This is a genomic window from Rothia dentocariosa ATCC 17931 (genome assembly GCF_000164695.2).
Lineage (GTDB): Bacteria > Actinomycetota > Actinomycetes > Actinomycetales > Micrococcaceae > Rothia > Rothia dentocariosa.
In genome coordinates, this window is the sequence record NC_014643.1 from 1962015 (window position 1) to 1975353 (window position 13339).

A 13339-nucleotide genomic window follows, 5' to 3' on the forward strand; every position below is an offset into this window, starting at 1 on the left:
ACGTCACTAAGCATGCTTAAAGTATGCTTAGTGACGTCTTTGTAGCCTCTTGGTCTATCCAACCACCCAAGGAGTAAGTTATGATAAGTATTTTAAAATCATTATATGCTAAATCTATTTTAATTTTTGCATTTTTTATTAGCGCGTGTGCAGTAATTCTTATTACATTACGTGGAGATAATCCAGTAAACGTCGTATCTGGTGCTGTTATTTTTACAGCGTCTGTTATTCTTTCGCGATTTTTGTGGTATGTACTATGGGAGTTGATATTAGGTGCTTATAGGTATGAAGTTACAAAGACAAAATTTTTTGAGATTGTAGCCTGGGGGTATCTTCCCTTAATGTTTATGGGTTTAGCTATTTCATTCGATGATAAAAGTATCTGGGTATTTACAATATATACATTTTTCTCACTTTTAATATTAGATACCATGGTTATCCATACTCTTTATTTCCTTGTTAGCCAAGAATATAGTGCGGAAAATCTGTATACCCAGGTGGTGAAGCCTAGAGATTCTTTTGCTTTTATACGAACATTGGGGGAGGCTAAAAGTGAAAGCCAGAGGTATTTGAACTATAAAAAACCTATTTTACAGGAGTCTATAGAATATTTTAATCTAGAAATTGATGGGCGCAAAACTCGTGTTAGAGAATACGTATTCTGGGCAGGTTATGTCGATTATGTAAATTATATTATGCTGTTGCATAAAGATATTTTGAATCTTTCTGATGAGGACACCGTGGAAACATATAGCAATCATCGGCATTTGGCCCAGGCATACCGTTATTTACATGACGCTGAGAACCACTGGGAGTCTGGACATGAATCTATTAAAGCAGATGATGAAGCGATAAGGCATGCTTATGCCTTTATTCGGAGTAAAGCCCAACGTCTTGAAGATCCTATAAATAAGATTAAAATTCCCGTACTGCGCTCTCACATAAGCAAAGATTTAGAGCTGCGCCGAGAATGTTTTGAAAATGCTAAAACTAAAGTTGCTTCATTAGCTCCGCAGCTAAGTGATGTATTACTGCAGGGACGGCAACAGAAGAGTTCAATAGTTGAACCAATTATTATGTATTCTGCTGCACTTGATAATCTATTAAGCGATATTGATGATAATCTTACTGAAGCGGAAAAACAGCTGTTGTTAGTTTCTCGCAACGTATCGGACGAGCAACGCATCAAAATATTCAAGAGTGCATATATTGCGCAGGATGCAGAAGTTGCTCTTTGGATTCTATTTTTTAAACTTCAAGAATTTCTTAAGGAATGGGAAAAATCTGTTGATGCTCCCGCACATATTGAAGAAAGTTCTTCTCATCTTGCGCATTATCTTTTTGATTTTGCACAAGATCATGAAAATAGATTCTTCAAAAAATATTTTGATAGTCGCATACAAGAAATAAGTAGCTATGCGAAGTCTCTTGAGTCCGAAGAATTTTATGCTGTTGCAGACCATTTTTTGGAGTGGGTTATGAGGATATATCAAGGTTTTCCTATTCCTATGCCACAAGATATAAAAGATATTTTTGAACAGACTCTAATTTCTATAATTCAAAAAATTGCGGAACGTCTTCTCATTGAAACTAGAATGTATGCGCCTCTGGGTTATCTCTCTCTACAGCCAGAAGATATTAAGGAATATGCTCAGCTGCAACGCATCCAAGATCTTTTAGAGACTGAGCATGAGAGCACTACCCGAGTTCTTGAAGACCGCCAAGAAGCGCTCCGTTTGGTGCGGGCATCCCATGAATGGGCACAAGAAACCGGAAAATATTTATACCCAGAACTCTCAGGACGCCTCGACGCGCAAAATTTCGTGCTTGAAGCTCAACGTTATGCCGTTCCCACAACTGTTGGTGTTTTCAGTGTAAATGCTGTTTTGAAGAAGCTGCAGGAACTTGACCAAAAAGAAAGTGAGAAAACCGGGAGTGGCCGAACCTACTGGTTCCCGGTTCAGAACGTTCTTACACACGGAACCTATGCAAACAGTGCTACTCCCGAAACGAGCGGCTGGGATGTCGATCCTTGGCAATACTCGTGGGGATCCTGGTACGGCGACGGCTTTACTCCTGCCGACAACAGCTCCTCGGACTCTGGAATTAGCTTTAGCGGAGGTGACGGCGGAAGTTTTGACGGTGGTGGCGGAGGCTTTGGCGGTGGAGACGGCGGAAGCTTTTAGACCTCACACAATCCCTCAGCCATCATAGAGACGCTAAACGTGCGTCTATATTTCGCGCGTTTCAGCTGAGAAATAGCTCGTTTTCGCTGGTGCTCTAGGAGGGGAGAGATAATCTAGGCGAAGAGCGCCCGAATTTGGTCTTCTCCGTCAAGCGTTGTGATGAAGAAAAGTTCGTCGCCACCCTCAATAACAACATCGGCGGAAGGCGCAACCGGAACACCATCGCGCAAGATGGCGGTGAGTACCGTATCGGTTGGCCACTGCACATGGTCTATCCTGTAGCCAATCACAGGATGATCGAGCGGTACCGTATACGCCGCCAACGTCGCCCCGCCGGCCTGAAGCGTAAGCAGACGCACCACATCGCCCACCTCGACGGCTTCCTCCACGAGAGCCGTCATCAAACGCGGAGTGGAAACTGCCACATCCACGCCCCAGGCATCGTCGAAAAGCCACTCATTCCGGGGATTATTCACACGCGCTACAGTGCGTTGTACACCAAACTCGCTGCGGCACAGTAGAGATACCATCAGATTAACTTTGTCGTCACCGGTCGCGGCAACAATTACATCAGCGGTATTCGGGTGAACCTGGCGCAAAACAGATAGCTCACAGGCGTCACCAATATGCCAGCGCACCCCCGGCAGGTCGGTACGTTTTTTCATCTCAGGCTTGGAATCAATAATAGTGACCGTGTGCCCATTCGCCTTGAGCTCCTTAGCGATAGATGCCCCCACGGAACCGGCCCCAACAATAAGTACCTTCATGTTATAAGCTCCTTATGCTTTCGGGCGACGGCGGTCGCTGGGGTGCTGCGCCGGGTCTATCGGCTTCGCATGGAACCAATCCAGCCGCGGATCGGTACTGTACTCGACGTCTTCATCAGTACGAGGCGACCGCGAAAGAATCCGAGAGACTTCGTTAATATCGTCCGTGCGCATCATAATGTGTACGGTATCTCCCTGTTGATAGGCGGTATCTGGGCGCGGAAGCATGCCTTCACCGAATCGGGTAATGTAGGCGATGCGCACCCCGGCAGCACGCTCAATATCCACGAGTGCATGACCTGCCCATTGTTCATGCAGTGGAATCTCAGTAAGCATGAGCCTGCCCGATGGCTCTCGAAAATCACCCTTGAGTGCCTGCTCCGGTAACAGACGACGAAGCACCTGATCCGTTGACCACCGCACGGCGGCTACCGTGGGAATACCTAGACGCTGAAAGAATTCGGCACGATTTGGGTCGTAGACTCGGGCAACAACATTTTTTACTTTGAAAGTCTCACGCGCAACGCGGGCGGCAATAATATTTGAATTATCTCCCGAAGATACAGCAGCAAAAGCGTACGCGTCCGAAATACCCGCCTGTTTGAGCGTTTCTTGGTCAAAACCGACGCCGGTCACCAACTGCCCGCTGAACCCTTTACGCAAGGGCTGGAAAGCTCGCTCATCTTGATCGATAACGGCTACCGTATGCCCCGAAGCCTCTAGAGTACGGGCAAGCATAACTCCCACACGACCAGAACCCATAATGACGAAATGGGGCATGTGCTTTCCTCCTCAACAGACGACCGGTTTTCCTGTTAAGTGTACCGAGTAAGACCACTAAACGCCCGATGACCTGCGAAACACGCGGCAAATAAAATTGAGCTTTACCCCGCAGGCGGATAGCCTTAAACCTGTGAAATATCGTTGGGAAAAAATTCGCAGCGCCTTCACCGGTAAGCCGGTAGATTCGCGTCAAGTAGCGGCCATGTCGCTGCCTAAGCGTTTTGCCCTACCCCTTTTCGGCTCTGACGGTATTTCATCTGTCGCATACGCCGCCGACGAGATTATTCTGATGCTCGCCGTTGCTGGTAACGCAGCCATTGTCTATGCCCCTTGGGTTGGGTTAGCGGTCGCCGTCGTAGGTCTTATGATCGTAGGAACCTACCGATACAACATTAATCAGGTCGCTGCCGAAGGCGATTTTGAACTAGTACACCGGCGGTTGGGCAGTAAACCTGCCGTTATTTTGGGGGCCTCGGTACTTCTTGATTTCGTGCTTACGGTTGCCGTTTCCATGTCGTCGGCGGCAACATTCCTGGTGGCACTCTACCCAGAATTACAAGATCATCGTAGCGCCATCGCAATACTGCTCATCATTATTTTGACCGTAGTGTCTCTGCGCGGTCTACAACTCATGGGAAAGATAGCACACTGGCCGCTCTATATTTTCCTCGCGATCCTAGGCGTTACGCTGTGCATTGGAATTATAAAATCCTGGATGGGTGTGCTTGCTAAAGCAGAATCGGCAAACTACTCGGTACTCCCCGAAAACGTCGATTCACAGCTGATTGGCATAGCGTTCTTCTTCTTGATCTCACGGTCTTTTTCAGCGGGTGCCGTTGCGCTCTCCGGAGTTTCCACGATCTCAAACTCCGTGCGTTTCTTCCGGCGCCCCAAAAAACATAATGCCGCCCTCACCCTCATGATTATGGGTACCATAACGGGTGTGCTTCTCGTCAGCATACTTTACATAGCCCAAGTTACCGGCGTTACTATGGTGCATGACACCACACAATATTTGTTGATTGAGGGGCGCGCGCCAGGCGAATTCTTCCATCAGAAACCCGCGCTCTATCAGATAGCACTCGCTATCTATGATGGTGCCCCGCTCATACCTCAGCTGCTTGTTTTTGCCACAGTTGCAGTGCTGACCATAGCATCTTTTACAGCTTTTATCGGTTTTCCGTTGAGTTCATCTGCTCTCGCTGACCGCAGGTATCTGCCAGTTCAGCTACGGAGCATCAACTCTGTGGGCCTCTACCGTAACGGGGTTCTCCTGCTGGCTATTATGGCAACATGTCTAACGCTGCTTTTTGGCTCGGATATTTTCTCGCTCATTCAGCTCTATCTCGTGGGTATGTTCCTCTCGATGCTGCTCACTCAGGGATCGGTAGTGAGCTACCGCATCCGAAAACTGCGCATTACACTGGCATTTACTTCGCGCCGACACCTGATCCGTGACCTAGCCGTCAGTATCATCGGGGTTATCGTGACTGCCGCTGTACTCATTACTGTTGTTGTCACTAAGTTCATGGCAGGTGCCTGGCTTTCGCTTCTTATAATCGCTACCTTGTTCGGGGGTATGATGATAACCCGTAAACACTACGATGCCGTCATCAAAGCAGCAGAAATACCATATGAAGATCTAGAAACCGCCGATCTATCCTCGCTGCCTTCACGGGTGCACGCCATTGTTTACACGAAGGACCTCAACAAACCCGTGCTTCGTGCCCTAGCCTATGCGCGCGCATCCCACCCTTCAACACTGGAAGCTCTGACCGTTAATAACGACCAGACCACTCTTGACGATGTGAAGACTCGCTGGGATCGCATGCGGATTCCTGTGCGGCTCTCAGTGATTGATTCACCCTACCGAGATACCGTCCAAGCCGTACATAACTATGTGCGCCGCATTCAGAACAATACATCGCGGGATGTTATTGCTGTTTACATTCCAGAGTTTGTTCCGGAACATTGGTGGCAGCGCCTCATTCATCCACGAACTGTCAAACAGCTTAAGAAAGTTTTACAGCAAGAACCTAATGTTATTCTTGTGACTGTTCCGTGGAGCATTCATGAGAATGCAACGTCCATCGATACCGAGGACATTGATACCTCTGTTCATTCCCATAAAAACGATACGATGTATCGGGGCTCAACCCACACAAAAGAAACGTGATATTCCATGAGAACCCTTGAGATTTTCTCATGCTTATGGCAGGGGTGAACGGTTATTTAAAAATAAGCGGTGTAGAATGCTTCACATCAGAATTCTGTAAGGAGAAGACGCGTGAACACCCCTGAAATCAGCACAGTACGTGACTCCGGTGCGGATAACGCTACCTCGGAGCAGGGGTACACTATAGGCGAGCTAATCCAGGTAACCTGTGAGACCCCCGCTCACGGAGGTGCACTCGTTGCACGTACGCACGCCGGGGTCGTTTTCGTACGGCACGGTGTAGTGGGTGAAGAAGCCCAAGTTCGAATTACAGCAGTAGGCCCCAAAAACCGTTTCTACTTTGCAGATGTTGTAGCCGTCAAAGTGCCTGCACCAGTGCGCCGTAAGCATCCCTGGGCACAGGCAGATGCCCTCAAAACCCCCGAAGAACGTCAGAAACTCACCGGCATAGCAGAGCTTCTTGGCGGGATGGAGTATGGACACCTAGAACCCTCTGAACAACGGCGTTACAAAGCCGAGATCGTACGAACTCAGCTTCATCGCTTAGGCGGCATCCCTCTAGAATCACCACTCTTAACAAACCTTATCGTTGAGTCTATGCCTAATCGAGACCTCGTCGAAGGCGACCTCTCCTGGCGATCTCGTATACGGTACACCACCGCTAAAAGCATTGAAGACGGTACAACGTATTGGCGCATCGGCATGTACCCCTACCACAGCTCGCAGCCGGTACCCGTAGTTGATTTTCCCCTCGTGGCACGTGAACTGCGTGACCTAGAACTTCACAAGCTCAACCTGCGGGGGGTTCGCGAACTAGAAGCAACGCTGTCTTCACGTGGGCGTATTCTGCTCCAATTCATGGTTGATCCCCGGTTTGAGACAACCCACGTCGCCAAAGAGATTGAAAGGCAGTGCATCCAGCTTTGGGGCGAGCTTGCTAAACGTAAAATCTCACTTTTCTTCACCCCCTACAGCGGATCGAAAGCAAAACCGAGCAAGCGTTCGGGGCAGCCCAGCGTGCATAGCCCTTATCGGCGTGTGCGTCAGGGAGATATACTCCTTGGCGGTGGGTTACGTTCCGTAACCGAAGAAGTAAGTTTTGGTCCGCGAAGGTTCAGCTATCAGGTCTCCGCAGGTGGCTTCTGGCAGATTCACCGCTGTGCCCCCTCAACTCTCATGGGCACCATGTTAACCATGCTCCGCCCAACCTTAGGCGAATGCGCCCTCGACCTATACGCCGGTGCTGGACTATTTACAGCAGCGCTTGCGGATGCTGTCGGCTCAGAAGGAACGGTTATCAGCGTTGAAGGTTCCCCGGTAACGCACCGTGATGCGCGTTCCAACTTCGCTCCGGATGGTCCTTCCCGAAGCGATAACTCCAAGGAAACCCGTGTTGAGGTTATTCGTGGAGACGTTGCGCAAAGCCTTCAAGATCTTAAAGCAGCACATAGCCTTGGCCAGATACCTACCCCGGATGCCGTGGTACTTGACCCATCTCGCGAAGGGGCTAACCGCAAAGTTTTGGAACGCCTCAACGAACTCAAGCCCGGGCGCATTCTATATGTGGCATGTGATCCTGCAGCCTTGGGACGCGATACAGCTATTTTGCGTGAACTAGGCTGGGATCTCGTACAGGTCCGGGCATTTGATATGTACCCTAATACGCATCATGTTGAGACGCTCGCTCTTTTTCACCGTGCGCCTGCGCGTATTCGTCCAGCGCGTCTGTCAAAACGTCATAAGTAAATTCTCGTAGAGACAGCAAAACTGTATGTACCTAAGATGGCGAACACGGTAACCATGACTTTTTTCGGCAACCTTCAAATGGGTATATATAACCTAACCCGTTAGAATTTAACTGTTAGACCTAGAGGTACATTGTTGACCTCAACCGTGCAGAAGGAGAGTGTATGTCTGCTGAGAACGAGGCGAACAAGGAATCCTCAGGGCTCTTGTCCGATATTCGTGAACCTCGGGATTTGCGCCCCCTCAGCTACGAGCAGCTGCGTGAACTCGCTGAAGAGATCCGTCAGTTTATCGTAACGAATGTTTCTGCAACGGGTGGTCATTTAGGCCCCAATCTTGGTGTTGTTGAGCTGACTCTTGGTATCCACCGTATTTTTGATTCGCCCCACGATTCTATTCTCTTTGATACAGGGCATCAGTCCTATGTGCACAAGCTGGTGACCGGTCGTCACGCCTTTGACACCCTGCGCCAAAAGGGCGGGTTGTCGGGGTATCCGGATCGTGGCGAGTCTGAACACGATATTATTCAGTCCTCGCACGCTTCATCATCAATTTCCTGGGCTGATGGTATTTCACGCGCCTACGCTCTCAACGGAGAAAATGACCGCTATACGGTGGTTTTAATCGGTGATGGTGCGTTGACCGGAGGCATGGCCTGGGAAGCCGTGAATAATATCGCTGCCGACCGTAGTCGTAAAGTCGTTATTGTAGTCAATGACAATGGTCGATCGTATGCGCCTACTATTGGCGGTTTTGCTAACCAGCTGACGGCACTTAAGCACGAGGTGCAGCAGCAGGTTGACCGTATGCGTCTTGACCATCGATATGATCGGGCGCTTGATGCTATGCGCCGTGGTCTGCAGCGTGGCGGCCCGCTGGGGCAGATGATTTACCGGGGGCTGCACGGCATGAAGGTCGGTATTAAGGACGTTGTGGTCCCCAAGGGTATTTTTGAAGATCTCGGCATGAAATATGTTGGTCCAATTGATGGGCACGATCAAGAAGCTGTTGAGACCGCCTTGCGTGCCGCTAAGAACTACGGCGGCCCGGTGATTGTGCACGCTATTACAGAGAAAGGACACGGCTACGCTCCGGCACGTGCGAATGATGATGATCAATTCCATGCGGTAGGAAGGATTGATCCTCTTACCGGTAGGCCTGTCTCAACCAGCACCGAAGAGTCATGGACGAGTGTTTTCGGTCGTGAGATCAAACAGATCGCGGATGAACGCGAAGACATTGTAGGCATTACCGGTGCCATGCTCATTCCTGTTGGTCTACGTGAATTCGCGCAAGCGCATCCGAACAGAGTCATTGATGTTGGTATCGCAGAACAGCACGCCGTTGCGATGAGCGCAGGCTTGGCATACGGCGGTATGCACCCTGTGGTGGCACTCTATGCAACATTCTTAAACCGTGGCTTCGACCAGCTCTTGATGGATGTTGCCCTTCACAAGGCGGGCGTGACTCTGGTTCTTGACCGCTCCGGCATTACTGGACCTGACGGCGCAAGTCACCACGGCATGTGGGACTTATCGCTTCTGCAGTTTATTCCTGGGTTAAACTTGGCCGCTCCACGCGATGCTGCGACGCTTCGTGAAGCGCTTCGTGAAGCCGTCGCTATTGATGATGCACCGACCGTTGTCAGGTACCCAAAGGGGTCGGTGGGTGAAGATATCGCTGCCCTGGAACGCCGCTCTGACGGGGTGGATGTGCTGACCCGCACCGGGCGGCCGCATCCTGAAACTGGGCAGCGCGATGTGCTGTTTGTTGCCGTTGGCGCCATGGCACGGGTAGCGCTCGAAGTGTCTGAGCGCCTTGCCGAGCAGGGCATTCATTCGACGGTGATTGATCCGCGATGGGTTATGCCGGTTCCGCATTCGGTGGTGGATTTTGCACGAGACCACCGCATCGTTGTGACTCTCGAAGATGGTGTGCGTGCGGGCGGTGTGGGTTCACGCATTCGCCAAGAGATGCGTGCGGCTGGTGTGGACACGGCGTTGAGTGAGCTCGGCTTACCGGCAGAATTTATACCGCATGCGTCACGTGAGGAAATCCTGGAAGATGTTGGTTTGTGCGCGGAAACCATTACTGCCGATATTCTCGCGCAGCTTGCGGGTGATAAGGTTCCCTTCGCACGCGAAGAAGGGCAAAAGCCTCGGCATACTCAGTAATTTTTTTGTGGTGCTTTACCGAGTGCAAAAAATAAAACGTTGGGGTGTTTAGATTTTCACACACCCCAACGTTTTTATTGACATGAAATCTAGACGTTAAAAACTAACGTGCCGCCAATACTAATGTGTGAAAGATACCTAGCCCCCAACAATGATCCTGCCGTCTTTCGCCTCTGCTTTATAGGATTTCAACGGCGACTCGGCAGGACCGCCTTTGACTGCACCATCAGCGAGCGCAAACTGAGAACCATGGCATGGGCACACAATTTGGCTGTTGTTTTGTACGTTGAGTTGGCATCCTTGGTGGGTGCAGGTGGAGCTAAAAGCCTTGAAGACACCGTTTTCAGGCTGAGATACGATAACGGTAACGCCGCCTTTGGTAAGTTTCGCCGCTTTGCCGACGGGTACCTCCGAAGCAGCCGCAATATCGGTGGGGGACTCTGGCCCGGCAGCACCGTTACCGCCCCCTCCGCCACCACCGCTGGAACCTTCGGCACAGGCGCTTAAAGCAAGAGCTCCTGCGGTAGCTGTAGCCCCCGCTACGAGTGCATTTCGGCGCGAAAGTTTATGCTCCAGCTCCTGAATGCTCTGAGAGCTTGGCTCGTGCCCAGAAATTTCTGATTGTGCGCACGAACAGGTGCACGATGGTACTTCGTTCATCGTTCCTCCTTGAATTCCCCGGTGTGTGAAGCCGGGCTTGTGTGATGCTGAGGCGACCGTACCTGTGGGATAGCTGCGTGTCGCTCTTTTATAAATCTAGAAGATAAATCGTATGCACGCGAATAAGCCGTTTTGTTGTGTGGCGCGTGCCTCCATATTTTTCTTGGGTTGAGAGATCCATGTATTAAGGCATTAGCCAAGGTGTCGCTGGAAAACTTCATGAAGATCCGGGGCGAGGATTTCAATCTGCCACGGGCGCACATCATGCGAGCGAAGAGCCTCAAGAAGGGCCTCTTGAGAGTAAGGCTCGGGCGGATCCCAGCACAGACGCCGTATACAATCAGCGCTGATAATATTCTGTGCTGGAATATTGAGCCGCTCTGACTCCCGTTGTACTATCTTCCGCACTTCGCTAAGAATCTCTAGTGAAATAGGGCGTTTCGTTTCCCAAGCTTTAAGCGGGGGAGGCGCGGTTGCCGGAATGGTATAGGGCGCCGGGTCCTCACCCCGAGAAGCTGATACTATCGCACGCACCCAGCGGGGACCTTCACGTTTCAACAGTCGAGTACGGAACCCCGGAATCGCCATGATAGCTGGTACATTACGAGGCATTTTCTGCGCAGCCTCAACAAGTGCGGCATCTGAGAGTAAAGCCTTAGAATCTATATCTTTCTTCTGCGCTAATTTATCGCGCTCGAACCAAAGATTCCGCAGGGCTGTTAGTTGCGGTACGGACCGGAGCGTGTTCCGTCCCTTCGCTTTCCTCCACCGTTCGGCTTTCTTCGCAGCAGGGTCAGCGGGCGGCAGTGAACAGAGATAGGCAAATTCCTGGCGGGCATACTCAAGTTTTCCCTGGTCTTCTAAAACCTCTTCCAAGGCATCGCGTAAGTCTGCTAGTACATCAACATCAAGGCATGCGTAGTTCAGCCAAGACTCTGGCAAAGGACGCTGTGACCAGTCTTCTTGGGAATGCTTTTTCTCAAGTTTGTACCCTAGAAGCTCTTCGACAACAGCTCCCAGGTTCACCCGTTCCAGACCCGCTAAACGTGCACCGAGCTCGGTATCAAAGAGAAGACGCGGTCGCATTCCAAGAAGATCCAGACTCGGAAAATCCTGGGTTGCTGCGTGAATAATCCATTCGGCATCTGCTAGAGCATCGTTGATGATCCTAAGGTCAGAAAAAGCTTCGGGATCGATCAGGTAGAGCTTATCTTCGCGTTTCAGCTGTACCAAGAAAGCCCTGATCCCGTACTGTATACCCTGTGCGCGTTCCGTATCGACAGCAACCGGACCGGATGCAGCACGCAAAGATTCAGCAGCACGTTCAAGCGCCCTCTCCGTGTTAATAATAGAGGGGACCGGAACAGACGGGGTAGTTAGCGGAATAACATCAGGAACCGTGAAATCAGCAGGTAATCCGAGCATAGGTGGGAGTTTGATAGGCTCGGTACTCGGGCTGAGACTCATCTGAAAGTGGTTCCTTGAATATCCGTTTCTGGTAGCTCCCTCGACGGGGCTGAAAACAATGACTCCACCATTCTACCCGTTGCCGCTGTGCGTTACATGTTTCTTCAAATATACCGAAAACCCAAAGACCGGCACCGGGCTAACAGCAGTATTGTCTCGTAAATAGCTCTAGCTTACGACTTTTGCGGTTCCAATGTGAGACAGACAGAATTGATGCAATACCGCAGATCAGTCGGAGTATCGTATCCTTCGCCTTCAAACACGTGACCCAGATGCGAATCGCAGGCGGCACAACGTACCTCTACTCGGCGCATCCCTAACGTGGTGTCTTCCAGATACCGCACACGATCTTCGGCGAGTGGAGCGAAGAAAGAGGGCCAGCCGCAGTGCGACTCGAACTTCTCAGCAGAGCGGAAAAGCTCGGTCCCACAGGCTCGGCACGAATACACACCCTCGGTTTTCGTATCCCAGTATTCGCCGGTGAAAGCACGTTCGGTGCCGCCTTCACGCAGTACCGCGTATTCTTCGGGTTTGAGAACTTCACGCCAATTCTTCGCAATTTTACCGACACCTGGTAGTGAGTTTCCCACTGCTACTCCTTCAAATCTTCTCTTATGAGCTGTCGTCGTTATAACGGTGCTGGCTCGGGTTTTGTTCCCGATGGTACAGGGTACGCACCACCATATCCTCATAGTGAGCGAGTGAATCTGCGGGTCGCCCCAAATACTCCATGACGCGCGTATCCCTGAACAGCGCATACCATTCGGCAGCGTCCTCCGCTGCAGGGATCCGCAGCTCAAGACACGGCTGCTCAGGCGCGAAGAGGCGCATAGTTGCCGCCGGTGAGTTTAAGCAAGTCGGCGGGGGAGAGCTCAATATCAAGCCCGCGTTTACCGCCAGAGACCAAGATAGTTTGATACTGCTCAGCGCTGGCATCCAAAAGCGTGGGGGAAGGAGTTTTCTGCCCTAACGGCGAAATACCACCCACCACATATCCAGTGCGGCGCTCGGCAACCTTCGGATCGCACATGGAGGCGCTCTTCCAACCAAGGGCGTGTGCCGCCGCTTTCAGGTTTAGCTGCCCACTCACCGGCACTACCGCCACCGCAAAATCTTTGTCATGAACAATAAGAAGCGTTTTAAATACCTGCTCAGGATTGGCGCCAAGTTTCTGCGCGGCCTCCAACCCAAAGGAGGTTTCTCCCTCCACATGCTCGTACTCACGAATCTCAAAAGGAGTCTTAGTTTCCTTCAAGAGCGCGACCGCAGCGGTGGAGGCACCTTTCTTGCCGCCTTTATTCTTTTTAGCCATGAAGACTATTCTACGAAAACGTGAGGTGAACCCCTAAGGTATGTATCACCTTTACCTGCGTAGGGATG

General features: G+C 50.8%; 11 protein-coding genes. 4 read left to right on the forward strand and 7 right to left on the reverse strand.

Going from position 1 to position 13339, the window contains the following annotated elements; genetic code table 11:
• Nucleotides 1-80: 80 nt before the first annotated feature.
• A complete protein-coding gene (locus tag HMPREF0733_RS08430) occupies nt 81-2186 on the forward strand; it encodes a hypothetical protein (RefSeq protein WP_013398927.1) in 2106 nt (701 codons plus the stop codon).
• Between the two features lie 113 nt (nt 2187-2299).
• On the opposite strand, the gene HMPREF0733_RS08435 is transcribed toward HMPREF0733_RS08430, so the two are convergent.
• Nucleotides 2300-2953, reverse strand: a complete 654-nt coding sequence (locus tag HMPREF0733_RS08435) for a potassium channel family protein (RefSeq protein ID WP_004004494.1) — start codon at nt 2951-2953, stop codon at nt 2300-2302.
• 12 nt (nt 2954-2965) lie between these two features.
• A complete protein-coding gene (locus HMPREF0733_RS08440) occupies nt 2966-3733 on the reverse strand; it encodes a potassium channel family protein (protein ID WP_004004495.1) in 768 nt (255 codons plus the stop codon).
• Between the two features lie 97 nt (nt 3734-3830).
• On the opposite strand from HMPREF0733_RS08440, the gene HMPREF0733_RS08445 reads away from it, so the two are divergent.
• From HMPREF0733_RS08445 to dxs, 3 genes are all read left to right on the forward strand, one after another.
• Nucleotides 3831-5912, forward strand: a complete 2082-nt coding sequence (locus HMPREF0733_RS08445; protein WP_013398928.1) for an APC family permease — start codon at nt 3831-3833, stop codon at nt 5910-5912.
• A gap of 111 nt (nt 5913-6023) precedes the next feature.
• A complete protein-coding gene (locus tag HMPREF0733_RS08450) occupies nt 6024-7658 on the forward strand; it encodes a class I SAM-dependent RNA methyltransferase (RefSeq protein WP_013398929.1) in 1635 nt (544 codons plus the stop codon).
• A 164-nt stretch (nt 7659-7822) separates the two neighbouring features.
• Nucleotides 7823-9832, forward strand: coding sequence for a 1-deoxy-D-xylulose-5-phosphate synthase (dxs, locus tag HMPREF0733_RS08455; RefSeq protein ID WP_013398930.1), 2010 nt, complete (start codon nt 7823-7825; stop codon nt 9830-9832).
• Nucleotides 9833-9970: 138 nt separating this feature from the next.
• Here the strand turns inward: dxs and HMPREF0733_RS08460 are convergent, their stop codons facing one another.
• The 5 genes from HMPREF0733_RS08460 to ybaK all read right to left on the reverse strand — a co-directional run bounded on the left by HMPREF0733_RS08460 (nt 9971) and on the right by ybaK (nt 13271).
• The gene (locus HMPREF0733_RS08460; RefSeq protein ID WP_013398931.1) at nt 9971-10492 is read right to left on the reverse strand and encodes a Rieske (2Fe-2S) protein; all 522 of its coding nucleotides are present in this window, start codon (nt 10490-10492) and stop codon (nt 9971-9973) included.
• A 192-nt stretch (nt 10493-10684) separates the two neighbouring features.
• Nucleotides 10685-11959, reverse strand: a complete 1275-nt coding sequence (locus HMPREF0733_RS08465) for an HRDC domain-containing protein (protein WP_013398932.1) — start codon at nt 11957-11959, stop codon at nt 10685-10687.
• A gap of 173 nt (nt 11960-12132) precedes the next feature.
• Nucleotides 12133-12549 carry a peptide-methionine (R)-S-oxide reductase MsrB gene (gene msrB / locus HMPREF0733_RS08470; protein ID WP_013398933.1) on the reverse strand — a complete coding sequence of 139 codons (417 nt, stop codon included), beginning with the start codon at nt 12547-12549 and terminating at the stop codon, nt 12133-12135.
• Between the two features lie 22 nt (nt 12550-12571).
• The gene (locus HMPREF0733_RS08475; RefSeq protein ID WP_013398934.1) at nt 12572-12790 is read right to left on the reverse strand and encodes a GNAT family N-acetyltransferase; all 219 of its coding nucleotides are present in this window, start codon (nt 12788-12790) and stop codon (nt 12572-12574) included.
• Nucleotides 12771-13271, reverse strand: a complete 501-nt coding sequence (gene ybaK, locus HMPREF0733_RS08480) for a Cys-tRNA(Pro) deacylase (protein WP_013398935.1) — start codon at nt 13269-13271, stop codon at nt 12771-12773. The genes HMPREF0733_RS08475 and ybaK overlap by 20 nt, the downstream gene beginning before the upstream one ends.
• Between the last annotated feature and the right edge of the window lie 68 nt (nt 13272-13339).

Coding starts and splice junctions, on each gene's coding strand:
- HMPREF0733_RS08430 (WP_013398927.1), top strand. CDS start 81: ATGATAAGTATTTTAAAATCATTATATGCTAAATCTATTTTAATTTTT.
- HMPREF0733_RS08435 (WP_004004494.1), bottom strand. CDS start 2,953: ATGAAGGTACTTATTGTTGGGGCCGGTTCCGTGGGGGCATCTATCGCT.
- HMPREF0733_RS08440 (WP_004004495.1), bottom strand. CDS start 3,733: ATGCCCCATTTCGTCATTATGGGTTCTGGTCGTGTGGGAGTTATGCTT.
- dxs (WP_013398930.1), top strand. CDS start 7,823: ATGTCTGCTGAGAACGAGGCGAACAAGGAATCCTCAGGGCTCTTGTCC.
- HMPREF0733_RS08460 (WP_013398931.1), bottom strand. CDS start 10,492: ATGAACGAAGTACCATCGTGCACCTGTTCGTGCGCACAATCAGAAATT.
- HMPREF0733_RS08465 (WP_013398932.1), bottom strand. CDS start 11,959: ATGAGTCTCAGCCCGAGTACCGAGCCTATCAAACTCCCACCTATGCTC.
- HMPREF0733_RS08475 (WP_013398934.1), bottom strand. CDS start 12,790: ATGCGCCTCTTCGCGCCTGAGCAGCCGTGTCTTGAGCTGCGGATCCCT.
- ybaK (WP_013398935.1), bottom strand. CDS start 13,271: ATGGCTAAAAAGAATAAAGGCGGCAAGAAAGGTGCCTCCACCGCTGCG.